This window comes from Streptomyces sp. NPDC039424 (assembly GCF_055639495.1).
Genome location: NZ_JBVKAI010000001.1, coordinates 30,254 through 46,747 on the forward strand (window position 1 = coordinate 30,254; position 16,494 = coordinate 46,747).

At 72.7% G+C, this 16,494-nt stretch carries 16 protein-coding genes; 9 read left to right on the forward strand and 7 right to left on the reverse strand.

Annotated features, from left to right (window positions below):
• From ACZ7L0_RS00175 to ACZ7L0_RS00195, 5 genes are all read right to left on the reverse strand, one after another.
• Nucleotides 1–628 (reverse strand): IPT/TIG domain-containing protein (locus ACZ7L0_RS00175; protein ID WP_471240095.1); only part of this gene is annotated, 628 nt, incomplete at its 3' end.
• 124 nt (nucleotides 629–752) lie between these two features.
• Entirely contained in the window at nucleotides 753–1,499 is a 747-nt protein-coding gene (locus ACZ7L0_RS00180; protein ID WP_471240096.1) for an IPT/TIG domain-containing protein, read from the reverse strand.
• 385 nt (nucleotides 1,500–1,884) lie between these two features.
• Nucleotides 1,885–3,789 (reverse strand): diguanylate cyclase domain-containing protein, encoded by a 1,905-nt coding sequence (locus ACZ7L0_RS00185; protein ID WP_471240097.1) that lies wholly within the window; start codon nucleotides 3,787–3,789, stop codon nucleotides 1,885–1,887.
• A gap of 128 nt (nucleotides 3,790–3,917) precedes the next feature.
• Complete coding sequence (locus tag ACZ7L0_RS00190) at nucleotides 3,918–4,043, reverse strand: hypothetical protein (protein WP_471240098.1); 126 nt, start codon at nucleotides 4,041–4,043, stop codon at nucleotides 3,918–3,920.
• Nucleotides 4,044–4,312: 269 nt separating this feature from the next.
• Entirely contained in the window at nucleotides 4,313–5,701 is a 1,389-nt protein-coding gene (locus tag ACZ7L0_RS00195) for a glycoside hydrolase family 43 protein (RefSeq protein WP_471240099.1), read from the reverse strand.
• A gap of 182 nt (nucleotides 5,702–5,883) precedes the next feature.
• Between ACZ7L0_RS00195 and ACZ7L0_RS00200 the strand changes: the two genes are divergently transcribed.
• The 3 genes from ACZ7L0_RS00200 to ACZ7L0_RS00210 all read left to right on the forward strand — a co-directional run bounded on the left by ACZ7L0_RS00200 (nucleotide 5,884) and on the right by ACZ7L0_RS00210 (nucleotide 9,177).
• Complete coding sequence (locus ACZ7L0_RS00200) at nucleotides 5,884–7,308, forward strand: amidase (protein ID WP_471240100.1); 1,425 nt, start codon at nucleotides 5,884–5,886, stop codon at nucleotides 7,306–7,308.
• Nucleotides 7,309–7,334: 26 nt separating this feature from the next.
• Nucleotides 7,335–7,553, forward strand: coding sequence for a hypothetical protein (locus tag ACZ7L0_RS00205; RefSeq protein WP_471240101.1), 219 nt, complete (start codon nucleotides 7,335–7,337; stop codon nucleotides 7,551–7,553).
• Nucleotides 7,554–7,686: 133 nt separating this feature from the next.
• Entirely contained in the window at nucleotides 7,687–9,177 is a 1,491-nt protein-coding gene (locus tag ACZ7L0_RS00210; RefSeq protein ID WP_471240102.1) for an SPFH domain-containing protein, read from the forward strand.
• Between the two features lie 31 nt (nucleotides 9,178–9,208).
• Here the strand turns inward: ACZ7L0_RS00210 and ACZ7L0_RS00215 are convergent, their stop codons facing one another.
• Nucleotides 9,209–9,631 carry a MarR family winged helix-turn-helix transcriptional regulator gene (locus ACZ7L0_RS00215; protein ID WP_471240103.1) on the reverse strand — a complete coding sequence of 141 codons (423 nt, stop codon included), beginning with the start codon at nucleotides 9,629–9,631 and terminating at the stop codon, nucleotides 9,209–9,211.
• Nucleotides 9,632–9,692: 61 nt separating this feature from the next.
• On the opposite strand from ACZ7L0_RS00215, the gene ACZ7L0_RS00220 reads away from it, so the two are divergent.
• Nucleotides 9,693–10,493 (forward strand): alpha/beta fold hydrolase, encoded by an 801-nt coding sequence (locus tag ACZ7L0_RS00220; protein ID WP_471240104.1) that lies wholly within the window; start codon nucleotides 9,693–9,695, stop codon nucleotides 10,491–10,493.
• 25 nt (nucleotides 10,494–10,518) lie between these two features.
• Nucleotides 10,519–10,965 (forward strand): type II toxin-antitoxin system PemK/MazF family toxin, encoded by a 447-nt coding sequence (locus ACZ7L0_RS00225; RefSeq protein WP_471240105.1) that lies wholly within the window; start codon nucleotides 10,519–10,521, stop codon nucleotides 10,963–10,965.
• A 42-nt stretch (nucleotides 10,966–11,007) separates the two neighbouring features.
• Here ACZ7L0_RS00225 and ACZ7L0_RS00230 read toward each other — a convergent pair whose 3' ends face one another.
• Nucleotides 11,008–11,823 (reverse strand): TIGR02452 family protein, encoded by an 816-nt coding sequence (locus ACZ7L0_RS00230; RefSeq protein WP_471240106.1) that lies wholly within the window; start codon nucleotides 11,821–11,823, stop codon nucleotides 11,008–11,010.
• A 255-nt stretch (nucleotides 11,824–12,078) separates the two neighbouring features.
• Here ACZ7L0_RS00230 and egtA point away from each other — a divergent pair, with 255 nt between their 5' ends.
• Genes egtA through egtD form a run of 4 tightly spaced genes read left to right on the forward strand, consistent with a single transcriptional unit; the run spans nucleotide 12,079 to nucleotide 16,485 of the window.
• Nucleotides 12,079–13,389 carry an ergothioneine biosynthesis glutamate--cysteine ligase EgtA gene (gene egtA / locus ACZ7L0_RS00235; protein ID WP_471240107.1) on the forward strand — a complete coding sequence of 437 codons (1,311 nt, stop codon included), beginning with the start codon at nucleotides 12,079–12,081 and terminating at the stop codon, nucleotides 13,387–13,389.
• On the forward strand, nucleotides 13,386–14,714 hold the full coding sequence (egtB, locus tag ACZ7L0_RS00240) for an ergothioneine biosynthesis protein EgtB (protein ID WP_471240108.1): 1,329 nt from the start codon (nucleotides 13,386–13,388) through the stop codon (nucleotides 14,712–14,714). The genes egtA and egtB overlap by 4 nt, the downstream gene beginning before the upstream one ends.
• On the forward strand, nucleotides 14,714–15,526 hold the full coding sequence (gene egtC, locus ACZ7L0_RS00245) for an ergothioneine biosynthesis protein EgtC (protein ID WP_471240109.1): 813 nt from the start codon (nucleotides 14,714–14,716) through the stop codon (nucleotides 15,524–15,526). Before egtB ends, egtC begins: the two co-directional genes overlap by 1 nt.
• Complete coding sequence (gene egtD, locus ACZ7L0_RS00250; protein ID WP_471240110.1) at nucleotides 15,523–16,485, forward strand: L-histidine N(alpha)-methyltransferase; 963 nt, start codon at nucleotides 15,523–15,525, stop codon at nucleotides 16,483–16,485. Before egtC ends, egtD begins: the two co-directional genes overlap by 4 nt.
• Nucleotides 16,486–16,494 lie beyond the last annotated feature (9 nt).

Sequence of the window (16,494 nt, forward strand, 5' to 3'; positions counted from 1 at the left end):
CCCCGTCGAAACGCACCGCCGTCGCCCCGGTCAGGTTCGTGCCCGTCAACGTGACCGTCGTACCGCCCGCGACCGGTCCCTGGGTGGGTGACAGGCCCGACAGGGAAGGAGCCGATACGGCGACATAAGTGAACGTCAGGGCATTGCTGGTGCCGCCCGGCGTGGTCACGGTCACCGCCGCCGCACCCGCCGCGTGCGCCGGAGCGACCGCCGTGATCTGCGTGGCCGAGTCCACCGTGAATGAGGTCGCGGCCACCCCGTCGAAACGCACCGCCGTCGCCCCGGTGAAGTGCGTGCCCGTCAACGTGACCGTCGTACCGCCCGCGACCGGTCCCTGGGTGGGTGACAGGCCGGAGAGGGAAGGAGCCGATACGGCGGCGTAGGTGAAGGTGATCACCTGGCTGCTGGTGCCCTGGCCGGTGGTCACGGTGACGTTCACCGTTCCCGTGCCGGAGGGGCTGACCGCCGTGATCTGGGTGCCGCTGACGACGGTGAACGAGGTGGCGGCCTTGGCGCCGAACCGGACGGCTGTCGCACCGGTGAAGCCGCTACCGGTCACGGTGACGGTGGTGCCGCCGGAGGCCGTCCCCTGATTGGGACTGACCGAAGAGACCACAGGGGCAGCCATCGCTGTAACTCCTTCACTACGGACACGTCCGTGAACGCGGGTTGGGACCCCGCCCGGGCGGAGGGGGACTGACGCCCGGACGGGGGGTTTGATGGTCCTCGCTGTGCGAAGGCCGCCGGCTGGATCAGATGCCGGGACCGGCGACGTAGGTGAACGCGCCGACCGCGGTGTCGGACCCGGCCGGGTTGGTCACCACCACGTCGGCCGCACCCGCGGCGCCGGGCGGGGTGACCGCCGACAGCGTGGTGGTGTTGATCACCGAGAACGGGGCCGGGGTCCCGGCGAAGGTGACCGAGTCGGTGCTGTCGAGGTTGGTGCCGGTGATGGTCACCGCGGTCCCGCCCGAGGTCGGGCCGGAGGTCGGGGTGAGGGCCGTGATGGTCGGGTCGTCGACGTAGGTGTACGTCAGGCCGTTGTTGGTGCCACCCGCCGTGGTCACGCTGACTCCCACCGGTCCGGCCGCGGTTCCGGCCGGCACGGTGACGGTGAGCTGGCTGTCGTTGACCACGGTGGGGGTGGCGTTCACCCCGCCGAAGGACACGTTGGTGGCCGTGGACAGGCCGGTGCCGCTGAGGCTGATGGTGTTGCCGCCGGCCAGCGGCCCGGAGTTCGTTCCCAGGGACGACTTGAACGGGGCGCCGACATAGAAGAACGGCACCGGGTTGCTCGTCCCGCCGGGGGTGGTGACGGTGACCCCGACCGTGCCGGTCCCCGAGGGGGAGACGGCGGTCACCTGGGTCGGCGACACCTGGGTGATGTTCGTGGCGGACTTCGTGCCGAACTTCACCGCGCTGGTGTTGGACAGGTTCGTGCCCGTGATGGTCACCAGCGTGCCACCACCGGTGGAACCCTGATTCGGAGAAATGGGCATGACGCACTCCTCGCTGATAGATGGGGACATGCGAGGAACCGGCAGGGGACACCCGAGTCACCGGTGGGGCGTCATGGGGGATCGAGCCGCCGTCAAGGCAAGCTTCGTCCTCTTCCCGATCCCGTCAGACGCCGTCGGTAGTGCCGGGTCCCGGGCGATCGAAGAGACACCGCGCACGCACGGCGGGACGCACAGCGGCCAGCCTCGTCTCCCCCCGGGTACGGAGAAAACCGGCAAGCGCTGCCTGTCTCAACTTTCCCCCGGCACGGGGATGGGCAGCCCGCCGGTTCACACTCTCAGTGACCCACAGACCCAACTGGGTGACAAGGGGCCGTCAACTCTCATCACCCGAACGGAGTAGCTCGGTGTGACGTGCCAACGCCGTTCAGGAGAGCCCGACTTCTTGGCTTCGTTCGTGGAGAGCCATGCCATGGACGCGGCTCTTTCCCGCGGCCTTGGCCGCGTACATCGCCTGGTCGGCGCTGTGCAGGAGTTCCTCGGGCGTCATCCCCGCGGTGGCCACCGCGATACCGATGGAGGCCGAGACGATCGCACCGGTGCCGCCGACGTGGTAGGGCGTGGTCAGGGCGGACAGGACACGCTCGGCCACCTCCCTGGCCGGCGGAGGGTTCGCACCGGCCTCCGCCTCCAGCAGTACGGCGAATTCGTCGCCGCCGAGACGCGCGACGGTGTCCGAGTCCCGTACCGCCGCCCGCAACCGCCGGGCGGCATGGACGAGGAGGGCGTCGCCGGCCGCGTGTCCCAGGGAGTCGTTGACGGACTTGAAACCGTCGAGGTCCACGAAGAGCACCGCCGGCGGGTGCGTGCCGACGCTCCGCCTGCGCAGTGCGTGAGCGACCCGGTCGGCGAACAGTCCGCGGTTGGCCAGACCGGTCAACGTGTCGTGGTATGCGAGGCGTTCGAGTCGTTCCTCGCGCCTGATCCGCTCGGTCACGTCACGGCTGCTGAAGATCATGCCTTCGGGGTGGTGGCCGATCGTCGACTCGACGTGCCGCCACTGCCCGTCGGCGGCCAGCACCCGGCAGGACACGGAGCGGGCCGGACCGCGGACGCCGGAGCGGGCTTCCCGCAGCAGGTCCTCGATGACCCGCCTGAGCGGCGGCAGGTCCTGCGGATGGCAGTACAGGGGCAGGGGGGCGCCCACCAGGTCCTCGGGCCGGTAGCCGAACAGGGTGAGTGCGGCGGGGCTGACATACCGGACGCGGCAGTCCGGGCCGGCGATCGTGATCACGTCGCACGAGCCGTCGACCAGCGTCCGGTACCGCTCCCCCTGGGCCGCGGCGGCGGACGCGGCACGCAGGTGGTCGGCGTGCGCGATGGCCTGCCGGGCGCAGAGTCCGACGAGGACGGAACCCGCCAGCATCACCATGCCCACATCGACGCGGCCACCGGCCAGCGTGTGGGCCGCGAGGGCCAGCGCGCAGACGGCCACCGGGACGAAGGAGGCCACCACCCCGACGACCGGCGTCACCCGCTGGTCGACACTCATCAGATGGGCGCCGCCCGGCAGCCACGGCACGACGGCGACGAGGAACAGACCGGTCATCGCGCAGCTTTCCGCCAGCGGGATGCCGCACCAGGTGGCCGACGCGGGCTCCAGCAGGATGCGCGCCGTGTCGCTCACGACGAGGAGGGCGAGGGCCACGGCGGAGAGGGTGACGGCGGTCCGCTCGGCGGGGTTCTGGCAGTACCGCAGGGCGACCAGGAGCCCGAGGACGAAGACGTCGGTCACGACGCGCGCGAGCCCCGACAAGGACCGCGGCATACCGCCGTCCTCGGCGGAGCAGTGCTGCAGGAGGACCCAGCCCAGTGTGAGCAGCGCCCCCGCGATCATCCAGCCGTCCAGTACGCGCCGGACCCAGGTCGAGACGGTGCCGCTGTCCGCTGCCGCCACCAGCAGCCCGGCGATACTCAGTCCCAGACAGCCGGCGATCCCGACGACCGCCAGAACCTGCATCACGGTCCGCAGCAGCCCGGCGGAGGGCGGCGGGGAAGCGGGGAGCCGGCAGGTGAGCAAGTGGTGCAGGCCGCCGGCCGTCAACGCGGAAACGAACAGCAGCAGACGCAGACGCACCCTTCCCGAGGTGGTGCGGGCCCGCGCGAAGAGCGAGAGAGCGGCCAGCCCGTAGGCGGCGGACAGTCCCACGCCGGCCGGCAGGGCCGCGCCCACCCCGGCCCCGGCCGCCAGGGCGGCGCCCAGCGCGGCGCCCGCGCCCAGGGGCCTGCCCTCCGTTTCCGCCCGCCGCCGCATCGACGCCACCCCCCTCATACGGAAAAAGGGTAGGCGGATATGCGGTTCAACTATGCGCGATGACGCGGTGGTTCACCTGAAATAACGACAACCGCCAGTACGGCGACGACGCTCCGGGCCCACGTACCCAGGGCCCCCGGACGTCGTCAGTGCTGGATCGCGACTTTGGCGGCCACGATCAGCAGACCGGGCGCCAGGTTGACGGCACCGGCCGCCGGCACCACACGGCGGGGGGCACCCGCCCGGAGGACGGCGGCACTGGCCCAGGCCACCTGCTGGACGACGGCGACGCCGAGCGCCGGCCAGGCCGCCCCCCTCCGGACCGAGGCCCAGGAACGGACTGATCACCACAGCGGCGGCGGGCGGCACGGCGGCCTGCGCGAGGGGCCACTCGTGCGTGCAGACATGGCGGATCTCGCGCCGGCTCAGCGGCTTGCGCAGCAGCCGGTCGCCGACGAGGACGCAGTAGGAGTGCGCGGCCCGGAACACCACTCCGGTGCACAGCAGGAGCAGTACCGGCTCCACTGTGATCACCGGCGGGTCAGGCCCAGGCCGTCACCGGCACGAACGAACTGTCCTGCCGGAACAGATCCGTGCCGTCGGACGGGTCGACGCGCAGCTGGTAGTCGTAGTGGCGCAGGTAGCGGCCGGGGTAGTTGTACGACTCGAAGCGGAGCGAACCGGCGGTGGTGCCTGTGCGGGCGATGAAGGTGGCGTCCCTGGCGAACGTGGCCGTGCCGTCGTTGGGGTCGAAACGGCCCCGGAAGGCGTAGTGCCGGAGGTAGTTGCCGGAGGCGTCACGGAAGGAGTAGCCGTTCGCGTCGGCGAGGCCGGCCACGACGGTGAAGGTGGCGGCCTGCTTCTCGGCGGCGGTACCGGAGGCGCTCAGTACGGGGAGGTTGAGCAGGGCGGACTGCTCCTGCCAGTAGCGGGTGGCGTAGTTGGCCGACCGGAAGGAACGGGTGGCGTTCCTGGTGAGGCTCACTCCGCCGGAGACCGTCTCCTTGACCACGGTGAAGTGGCGGGCCGTGCCCGAGATGCCCGGCAGCGCGGCCGGGGCGGTCCAGGTGGCGAAGGTGTCGTAGCTGTCGCTGTAGTAGTACTTCCCGTCTCCGTAGCCGTCGAAGAAGATCCGCCAGCCGCCGTTGTCGAGCTGCACCAGCGCCGGGCCCTCGCGGTAGCTGCCCCAGCCGGCCCAGTCGCCGGTCCGGGAGATCGTGTAGGGGCCGGTGAGCTTCGAGGCGGTGGCGTACTCGATGTACTTGGTCGTCTCGTTCTTGGTGAAGGCGTGGTAGGCGGAGCCGCTCCGCACGATGAAGGTGTCGATGTGGTTGCTGCCGAGGCCCGACAGGGCCACCGGGGAACTCCAGGCCGTCAGGCCCGAGTTGGCGGCCCTCAGCAGATACGGGGTGAAGATCCACTCGTCGGCGGTGGTCGAGCAGGACACGATGACGTTGACGCTGCCGTCGGCGTCCACGAACCACTCGGGCGCCCATGCGCGGGACAGGCCCGCGACCGGGACGGTGTAGTCGTACAGGAAGGACCAGTTGGTCCGGTCGGAGCTGCGGGCGAAGCCGATGGTGGTGCTGACGTCCTGCCAGGTGTGGGTGGTGTAGGTGAGGTAGTAGTAGCCGTCCGTGTGCTTGAGGACGCCGGCGTCCCGGATGCGGCCGGACGGCGGGGTGTAGGCGGAGGCCTTCACCAGCCGGAAGTCGGTGGCGTCGTCCGACTGGTAGACGTTGACCGTGCCGTCGTCGCTGTTCAGGAAGGGCACGATGGTGTAGCGGGTGGCGGAGCCGCTCGGGGGTGCGGCGGCCACGGCCGTGCCGAGCAGACCGGGGAGCTCGCCCAGGACGAGCGCCGAGGCGGGCAGGCCGGCCAGCGCGCGCAGGAGGGTGCGACGGGAGGGGGTGGGGGGTCGTGTGGTCACGGCGGTTCTCCGCTATCTCCGATATATCGAACGAGGTTCGAGAAGTCGGTCAGAAGGTAGAGGTGGGGCAGGTACACGTCAATGGTTCCGACGTGACTGCGTGCCGCCTGTGGAAAAGCTGTCCGTCGCGCCCCGGGGACGTTACCGTTCGGTAGACGACGTGCTCCCGGAGGTGTCCCGCAATGACGCTCGACCGTGCCGCAGGCCTGACGGAGTCCGCTCGCGCGCTGGCCGAGGGGGAGGTGACCTCCCGCGCGCTCGTGGAGGCGGCACTGGCGCGGATCGAGGCCACCCGGGGGACGCTGAACGCGTTCCGGATCGTCCGGGCCGAGGCGGCGCTCGCCGAGGCCGACGCCGCCGACCGGGAACTGGCCGCCGGAGTCCGGCGTCCGCTGCTGGGGGTGCCCGTCGCGGTGAAGGACGACATGGACGTGGCGGGCGAACCGACCGCGTTCGGCTGCCGGGGCACGTTCCCGCCGGTGGCCGAGGACGGTGAGGCGGTACGCCGGCTGCGGGCGGCCGGGGCCGTGATCGTCGGCAAGACGAACACCTGCGAGTTCGGGCAGTGGCCGTTCACCGAGGGGCCCGCGTTCGGTGAGACGCGCAATCCGTGGAACACGGAGCACACCCCGGGGGGGTCGTCCGGGGGTTCGGCCGCCGCCGTCGCGGCCGGCCTGGTCCCGGCCGCCCTCGGCTCGGACGGCGCCGGGTCGGTGCGGATCCCGGCCTCCTGGACCCATCTGATCGGGGTCAAACCGCAGCGCGGCCGCGTCTCCACCTGGCCGCGCGGCGAGTCCTTCCACGGCATCACCGTCAACGGAACGCTCGCCCGTACGGTCGCCGACGCCGCCCTGCTGCTGGACGCGGCGAGCGGCAACCACCCGGGCGACCCGCACCGGCCGCCGGCCGTGGACGCCGTCGCGGCGGTGGGGCGCGACCCCGGCCGGCTGCGCGTCGCGCTCTCCCTGAAACCGCCGTTCACCGCCGTACCCGCCCGGCTCCGGCCGGAGGTGCGGGCCCGGGTCGTCGAACTCGCCGAGCGGATCGCCGCGTTGGGGCACACCGTCGAGGCGGCCGACCCGCCCTACGGGCAGATCGGGCTGACCTTCGTACCCCGCGCCACGGCCGGCATCGCCGAGCGGGTCCGCGAGACGCTCGAACCGGAGCTGCTGGACCGGCGCACCCACGGCTCCGCCCGCCTCGGCCGGCTGCTCGGCGGGGCGCCGCTCAGGGCGGCGCGGCGCGCCGAGGCGGCCCTGCACCGCAGGATCGGCGCGTTCTTCCGGTCGTACGACGTCGTCCTCGCCCCGACCACCGCCGCTCCCCCGCCCCGGATCGGCGCGTTCCACGACCTCGGCGGCCTGGCCACCGACCGCGCCATGATCGCCGCCTGCCCCTACGCCTGGCCGTGGAACGTGCTGGGCTGGCCCGGCGTCAACGTCCCGGCCGGCTTCGTCGACGGCGGCCTCCCGGTCGGCGCCCAACTGCTCGGGCCCGCGGGCAGCGAGCCGCTGTTGCTCTCCCTGGCCGCCCAGCTGGAGGCGGAGCTGCGGTGGCACGAACTGTGGCCGCCGGAGCACGAACTCATGGACGCCCCGGCCGTATGACGCGGTGGCACCCGTACCCTGTGACCATGGACGATGCGTCGATGGTCGGGCTCATGGGGCGGGTCACCGGGACGATCGGGCCCGGGCTGGTCGGCGAGGTGATGGTCCGGGTGCGGGGCGGGGCGGAGCACTTCCTCGCGTACGCGGCCGACGGCAGCGGCCGGATCACGCCGGGCACGGTGGTGATGGTGGTCGAGCACCTGCCGCCGAGAACGGTGTACGTGACTCCGGCGTACGACAGTTGAGCGTGCTGCGCCGCAGGTGAGGGCAGTCCGCGTCAAGATTGCAACAAGGATCCGTCAGCGTCTTCACCCCGGACTCGCCGAGGAGCACACTCCCTTCGTTCGGTGCCGAAAGGGCACCATGCAAAGGGGGCGTATGCCGATGGTTGTCGGCGTCGTTGCGGGGGCGGCGGTCGTCGCCGTTCTCGTATTGATCGGTCTGTTCAAGATGATGTGGCGGGTCGCCGAACCGAACGAGGCGCTCGTCATCTCCGGCTCGAAGCACCGTACCGAGGGGCTCGAGGAGGGCATGGGGTTCCGCATCGTCACGGGGCGCGGCACGCTGGTGCTGCCCGGCGTGCAGGCGGTGCGGAAGATGTCCCTCGACCTGAACGAGACCGAACTGCATGTGGACTGCGTGACCCACCAGGGCATTCCGCTGAAGGTGCGGGGCGTGGTCATCTTCAAGGTGGGCGACGACTTCGTGTCGATCGCCAACGCGGCCCGCCGTTTCCTGGACCAGCAGAAGCTGATGTCGGAGCGGGTGCACAACGTCTTCGCCGGTCATCTGCGGTCCATCGTGGGCGGGTTGACGGTGGAGGACATGATCCGTGACCGGGAGAAGCTGACCGGGCAGACCCGGGCGGCCTGCGGTACGGAGATGGAGAAGCTCGGCCTGATCGTCGACTCGCTGCAGATCCACGAGATCGAGGACCCGACCGGCTACATCCAGAACCTGGCGATGCCGCACGCGGCGGCCGTGCAGCGGGACGCGCGCATCGCGCAGGCGGAGGCGAACCGTCTCGCCACCGAGGCGGAGCAGCAGTCGTTCGCCCGGATGGCGGAGGCCACCCGGGACAGCGAGATCCTCCAGGCCGGGTACCAGGCCGAGCGGGACAAGGCGGCGGCGAAGGCCCGGCAGGCCGGTCCGCACGCCGACGCCGCCGCCCGGCAGGAGGTCGTGGTCCAGGAGACCCGGGTCGCGGAGCTGGAGGCGCACCGGCGCGAGCAGCAGCTTCAGGCCGATGTCCGCAAGCCCGCCGACGCCATGGCCTACGAGAAGCGCACGCTGGCCGAGGCCGAGCGCGACGCGCGGATCTCCGCGGCCCAGGCGAAGGCGAAGGAGACGGAGCTGGCGGCGGCGGCCGAGGCGACCCGGGTCAAGACGGCCGCGGGCGCCGAGGCCGAGGCGACGAAGACCCGGGGTGCGGCCACCGCGGCGGCGACCCGGGCCACCGGTGAGGCCGAGGCCGCCGCGGCTCAGGCGAAGGGTCTGGCGGCGGCCGAGGCGACCAAGGCCCAGGGTCTCGCCGAGGCGGAGGCGATCAAGGCCCGCGCCGCCGCCCTCGCCGAGAACCAGGAGGCGGTGGTCGCCCAGCAACTCGCCGAGAACTGGCCGGAGATCGTCCGGGCCGGCGCGTCCGCCTTCGGCAACGTCGACAACATGGTGCTGCTCAACGGCGCCGACGGCATGGCCGAGTTGTTCGCCAAGGCGCTCACCATGGGCGGCACCGGGCTGGGGCTGGCCCGTCAGCTGCTGGCCTCGATGAACCAGAACGGGCAGAGCCCGGCGGGGACTTCGTCCCTCAACGGGGTCGTGACACCCCCTCCGGCGCAGAAGGTGCCGGTGGAGGGCGACGGGAGGTAGGTCTCGGTTCCGGGGCGGCGCACGCGGTGGTTCAGCGTGCGCCGCCCTCCTCGTTGAGGGCCCGGAGCAGGTCCAGCAGGGTGGCGCGGTCCGCGTCGGACAGGGCGGAGAAGCACTGCGCGAGCACCTCGTCGGCGACCGAGTGGCCGGCGGCCAGGATCCGTTCGCCGGCGGGCGTGAGGTGGTGCTCGATGCGCCGGCCGTGCCCCGGCCGCCGCTCGACCAGGTCCTGGGCGGCCAAGCGGCCCACCAGGGCGCCGAAGGCCTGCTCGCTCTGGAAGGTCGCGGCGGCCAGCTCGCGCGCCGAGGCGCCGGGTGAGCGGTCGATCGCGCGCAGGGCGTCCCACTGGGCGAGGGTGGTGCCGGCGGTGGCGAGGGCACTGTCGAGGGCCCGGTGCTGCCGGTACTGGGCCTGTTTGACCGCCCTGCCGAGAAGTTGCAGGTCATCGCGCATGAGTCGAGTCTAGCCGATGACTAAGCTAGCTTATATAAAGAAGTTTAGTTAGAGTCTCCGCATGCTGACCGACCAGAACACGCATGTGTACGCCGACCTGCCCCTCACCCTCTCCGACGCCGGATCCGGCCGTCCGGTCCTCGTCCTGCACGGCGGCGGGGGCCGGACCACGGTCGCCGGACTCGCCGCCCGGCTGTCCTCGACCGCGCGGGTCCTCACGCCCGTTCACCCCGGCTGGGACGGCACCCACCGCCCCGGCTGGCTGACCGGCGTCGACGACCTCGCCCTCGCGTACCTGCACCTCCTGCACGACCGCGGACTGGACGACGTACTGGTCGTCGGCTCCTCGCTCGGCGGCTGGATCGCGGCCGAGATGGCCGTACGCGACACGGCCGGCGTCCTCTCCGGCCTGGTCCTGATCAACGCGGTCGGCGTGCACGTCCCGAAGGAGCCGATCACGGACTTCTTCGCGCTCGACGCCCGCGGCGTCGCCGAGCACTCCTGGCACGACCCGGACCGCTTCCACATCGACACCGCCGATGTCCCCGCCGCCGAACTCGCCCGCCGCCAGGGCAACATGGCCACCATGCGGGTCCTCGCCTCGGACCCGTACATGCACGATCCCAAGCTCCTGCGGCGGCTGGCCCGGGTGCACCGGCCCGCCCTGCTGGTGTGGGGAGACAGCGACCGCATCGTGACACCCGCCTACGGAGCCGCCTACGCGGCGGCCTTCGCGGACGGGCGGTTCGAGGCCGTCGCGGAGGCGGGGCACCTTCCGCAGATCGAACAGCCGGAGGCGACCTTCGCGCTGATAGAGGATCATCTGCGTCGGACGGGCGCCCACGCCGCCCACGCCCGGTGAGAGCCCGCCCCGTAGGGTGCCACCCGTGACTGCGTTTACCGACGAGAACGTCCCCGGCCGCCACGGGCCCGGCGCCACCACCGAGGCCGACCCCCGTGAGGTGGGCCGGGTACGCACCGAGTACTCCCCCGCGCACGACGGCGACCCGGATCCCGGGGAGATCGTGTGGACCTGGGTGCCCTTCGAGGAGAACGACGGGCGGGGCAAGGACCGTCCGGTGCTGGTCGTGGCCCGGGAGGCCGCCGGGACCTTCCTCGCCGTGCAGCTGTCCAGCAAGCGCCACGACGGCGACCGGGAGTGGGTGGCCATCGGCAAGGGGCCCTGGGACCGTTCGGGGCGGGACTCCTGGGTGGACGTGGACCGCGTGCTGCGCCTCCACGAGGTGGGCATGCGCCGCGAGGCCTGCGCGCTGGACCGGATGCGGTTCAACCTGGTCGTGCACCGGCTGCGGGAGCGCTACGGCTGGAACTGACAGGCCCGGGGCACCCGCCGGTCGCTTCACCCGGGGCCCGGGTCAGCGGCCCGGAAACGCCCTGGCGAAGGCCTCCCGCACCACCGCTCCCGGTGTGCGGTCCAGCACGCCGAACACCACGTGCTCGAAGGAGTCGGCGAACCGGCCGCCGGGGCCGAGCAGTGCCCGGAAGGCGCCCGCGACCTGCGCGGGGTCGTTCTGGAAGACCCCGCAGCCCCAGGCGCCCAGCACCAGCCGCCGGTAGCCGTGCGCGGTGGCGGTCTCCAGGACCCGTTCCGCACGCACGGCCAGCGCCCGCGGCAGGCCGGCGGCGCGCTCCGGGGACGTACGCCGGACGACGCCCGCGTTGGGGGCCGCCGCGGTGAGGAAGCCCGCGGTGTACGGCTCCTCCAGCAGGGCGCCCCGGTCGTCGCGGAAGACCGGCACGTCCGGAGCGTGGACGACCCGGTCGCTGTAGAACGGGTCGGGGTGGGCGCGGTGGTGGTCGTAGAAGGCGCGTGCCTGGAGCAGGCAGGTGTGCAGGGCCGAGGCGCGGCACAGGGCCTCCTCCTGGGCCTGGGCGCCGTTGAGGTAGCCGCCGCCGGGGTTGCGGGCGGAGGCGAAGTTCAGGACGGCCACCGGGGCGGCGGCGAGCCGCCGTGCCGCCTCCAGGCTGCTCTCGCCGGTGACCTCGACGAGCGTGTCGGCCGCGGGGGCCGCGGGAGCGGGGACCGGACCGGGGCCGTACAGCCGCGTACCGGCCCGGGCCGCCTCGATCGCCGCCGCGAGCGGAACCTCCCGGCCGCCGGGCGCGTGGTACCCGCCCGCCGCCACGATCTCCTCGGTCTGCCGAGCGATTCCGCGCAGGCGCGCGCTCATGGCACCACCCCCGTCGGCGCCATGACCGCGGCCCGCGCGGCCTCCCCCGTCGTGCTCATGAACGCATCGTGAGCGATGCTGGTCCTGCGGTGCAACAGAGTTTCGCGGCGATGGAAAGAGAGGTTCCGGCACCCGATTATCAGTATTTGTACCCTTGTGGGAATGGCCGTGAGGGTCTTGGGTGGGACGGATGATGCCGTCCCGGCCCACCCCGGCCGGGCCGGTGGCATGGTGGAATCTCAGGAGGATCCCGACATGTCCGATTCGGTAAGTGATTGTGGCGACTGTACGGAGCACCGCACCGCCGTCACCGAACCCGAGGTGGAAGCCCTGGTCAGGGGCATCTGCTTCAAGACCGGACCGCCCCGCTCGCTCGGGGTCGAAGTGGAATGGCTCGTCCACGAGCTGCGCCGGCCGCAGCTCCCCGTGACACCCGAACGACTCGAAGCGGCCTACGCCGCACTGCGCACCGTCCCCCTGGGGTCGGCGCTCACCGTAGAACCCGGCGGCCAGCTGGAGCTGAGCTCGCCGCCCGCCGCCTCCCTGATGGAGTGCGTGGCAACCGTCTCCGCCGACCTGGACGCCGTCCGCGCGGTCCTGGCCGAGGACGGACTCGGTCTCGTCGGCTTCGGCCACGATCCCTGGCACGAACCCCGCCGGTTCCTGCGCCAGCCGCGTTACGACGCCATGGAAGCCTGCCTGGACCGCACGGGCACGGCCGGCCGCCACATGATGTGCACCTCGGCCTCCGTGCAGGTGTGCGTCGACGCCGGCTACGAGGAGCCGGGCCCGCTGGGCCACGGGCGGCGCTGGTGGCTGGCGCACCAGCTGGGCGCGGTCCTGGTGGCCGCGTTCGCCAACTCCCCGCTGGTCGGACGGCGGCCGACGGGCTGGCGGTCCACCCGGCAGCTGCTGTGGACGGAGATCGGCCCGGGGCGTGCGGGCGCACCCCCGCTGGACGTGGAGCCGCGCACCGCCTGGGCCCGGCACGTCCTGGACGCACCGGTGATGTGCGTGCGGCAGGACGGCGCGCCCTGGGAGGTGCCCGAGGGCCTCACCTTCCGGGAGTGGATCCGGAAGGGGACGCCCCGGCCGCCCACCCGCACCGACCTCGACTACCACCTCACGACGCTGTTCCCGCCGGTCAGACCGCGCGGCCATCTGGAGCTGCGCATGATCGACGCGCAGCCCGGCGACGACGGCTGGATCGTGCCGCTCGCGGTGACGGCCGCGCTCTTCGACGACCCGGAGGCCGCCGAGACCGCGTACCGCGTCGTGAAGCCGCTGGCCGAGCGGGCCCTGGCGCTGCCCGCGCCGCACAACCCGCTGTGGACCGACGCGGCGCGGTACGCGCTGGCCGATCCGGAGCTGCGGGAGGCCGCCGTCGCCTGCTTCGAGGCCGCCGTGGAGGCCCTGCCCCGGCTGGGCGCCACGACCGGGGTCACGGACGCCGTCGCGTCGTACCTGAACCGCTATGTCGTCCAGGGCCGCTGTCCCGCCGACGAACTGCTGGACCGCCTGCGCGGCACGCCCGGCCGCACCCACGGGAAGGACATCCGCCCATGACCGCCCCCGAGACCGGTCACGAGACCGATCACGAGGCCCTCCGCAAGCGCGCGCTGGCCTCCCTGACCACCGCGCGCGACCGGACCACCCTGCTGACCAGCTGCGTCGAGGAGCCCGAGCTCACCGCCCAGCACTCGCCGCTGATGTCCCCGCTGGTGTGGGACCTCGCGCACATCGGCAACCAGGAGGAGCTGTGGCTGCTGCGGGCGGTCGGCGGCCGTGAGGCGATGCGCCCCGAGATCGACGGCCTGTACGACGCCTTCGAGCATTCCCGCGCCGAACGGCCCTCGCTGCCGCTGCTGCCGCCGACCGAGGCCCGCACCTACGCCTCGGAGGTGCGCGGTCGGGCCCTGGACCTGCTGGAGAACACCGCGCTGCACGGCACACGGCTGACGGAGGCGGGCTTCGCCTTCGGCATGATCGCCCAGCACGAACAGCAGCACGACGAGACGATGCTGATCACCCATCAGCTCCGTACCGGCCCACCCGCCCTCACCGCCCCCGACCCCGGCCCGGCGCCCCTGTTCACCGGACCGGCCGAAGTCCTCGTCCCCGGCGGCCCGTTCACCATGGGCACATCCACCGAACCGTGGGCCCTGGACAACGAACGCCCCGCGCACCAGGTCGAGGTGGGCCCCTTCCACATCGACACCACACCGGTGACGAACGCCGCGTACCAGGCGTTCATCGAGGACGGCGGCTACGACACCGAGCGCTGGTGGACACCGGAGGGCTGGGCGCACATACGCCGGCACTCCGTCCGCGCCCCGCTGTTCTGGCGCCGCGACGGCGGCCAGTGGCTGCGGCGCCGCTTCGGCGTCACCGAGGCCGTGCCGCCCGACGAGCCGGTGCTGCACGTGTGCTGGTACGAGGCCGACGCCTACGCCCGCTGGGCCGGGCGCCGGCTGCCCACCGAGGCCGAGTGGGAGAAGGCGGCCCGGTTCGACCCCGGCACCGGCCGCTCCACGCGCTACCCGTGGGGCGACGCCGACCCGGAGCCCGAGCACGCCAACCTGGGCCAGCGGCATCTGCGTCCCGCCCCCGCAGGCAGCTATCCGGCGGGCGAGTCGCCGCTCGGCGTACGGCAGTTGATCGGCGACGTGTGGGAGTGGACGGCGAGCGACTTCCTGCCGTACCCGGGGTTCACCGCGTTCCCGTACAAGGAGTACTCGCAGGTGTTCTTCGGGCCGGAGTACAAGGTGCTGCGCGGCGGTTCGTTCGCCGTGGACCCGGTGGCCTGCCGGGGCACCTTCCGCAACTGGGACTACCCGATCCGGCGGCAGATCTTCTCCGGCTTCCGCACCGCCCGCTCGGAGTCCGTCTGATGTGCCGTCACCTGGCGTACCTGGGGCCGTCCGAGCCGCTGGGCGAGATGATCACGGAGCCCCCCTACGGCCTGTACCGGCAGTCGTGGGCGCCGCGACGGCAGCGGTACGGGACGGTCAACGCCGATGGCTTCGGGGTGGGTTGGTACGCGCCCGGCGACCCGGCGCCGGCCCGCTACCGGCGGGCCGGGCCGATCTGGGCGGACCAGTCCTTCGCCGACCTCGCCCGGGTGGTCCGTACCACCGCGCTGCTGGCCGCGGTGCGCGACGCGACCCTGGCGGGCGCCGACGCGGAGGCCGCGGCGGCGCCGTTCACGGCGGGACGGTGGCTGTTCAGCCACAACGGCGCCGTCAAGGGCTGGCCCGAGGCGATGGCACCGCTCGCCCCGGCCCTGCCCCCGGTCGACCTGCTGTCACTGGAGGCGCGCACCGACTCGGCGTTCGTCTGGGCGCTGGTCCTGCACCGGCTGCGCTCCGGCGACGACGCGGGCCGGGCCCTGTCCGACACCGTCCTGAAGGTCGCCGAGGCGGCCCCCGCCTCCCGGCTCAACCTGCTGCTCACCGACGGTGAGACCATCACCGCCACCGCCTGGGGCGACACCCTCTGGTACCTCGCCGAGCCCGGCCGCGCCGTGGTGGCCTCCGAGCCCTACGACGACGACCCGCGCTGGCGGGAGGCCCCCGACCGCACGCTGCTCACGGCGGACCTCGCCGGCGCGCGGCTGACTCCGCTGAAGGACCTGGCACCCTCCCCCACTCTCGGCTCCGCTCGAGCGGGGGCACCCCGATCACCGAAGGAGCCCTGCACGTGAGCCCCCTGCACGTCACCCGCACCCTCCCCGAGGACGCGACGGACGCCGCGCTGCGCGCCGACGTCCAGCACGGCCTCACCGCCGCCCCCAAGACCCTGCCGCCGAAGTGGTTCTACGACGCCCGGGGCAGCAAGCTGTTCGAGCAGATCACCGAACTGCCCGAGTACTACCCGACGCGCGCCGAGCGCGAGATCCTCACCACCCGCTCCGGCGAGATCGCCGCCGCGACCGGGGCCCGCACCCTGGTGGAACTGGGCTCCGGCTCCTCGGAGAAGACCCGCTATCTGATCGACGCGCTCACGGATCTGCGCGTCTACGTCCCGGTCGACGTCAGCGAGAGCGCCCTCACCGAGGCCGGGCGGTCCCTCGTCGCGGAGCGGCCGGGCCTCGGCGTGCACGCCCTGATCGCCGACTTCACCGCCGCGCTGACCCTGCCCGAGACGCCCGGCCCCCGGCTGCTGGCCTTCCTGGGCGGCACCCTCGGCAATCTGCTCCCCGCCGAACGCGACCGGTTCCTGGCCTCGGTCCGGGCACTGCTGTCGCCGGGCGACGCGCTGCTGCTCGGCACGGACCTGGTCAAGGACGAGGAGGTGCTCGTCCGGGCGTACGACGACGCGGCCGGGGTGACGGCCGAGTTCAACCGGAACGTCCTGGCCGTCGTCAACCGCGAACTCGGCGCGGACTTCGATCCCGGCGCCTTCGACCATGTGGCGCTGTGGGACGCGGAGAACGAGTGGATCGAGATGCGGCTGCGATCCCGTACCGCCCAGACCGTGAAGGTTCCCGCGCTGGACCTCGCGGTCGACTTCGCGGAAGGCGAGGAGCTGCGCACCGAGGTGTCGGCGAAGTTCCGGCGGGACGGCATCACCGCCGAACTGGCGGCGGCGGGGCTGGAGCTGACCCACTGGTGGACCGACGCGGAGGGCCGCTTCGCGCTGTCGCTGAGCGTGGCGCGATGAGCGTGGTGC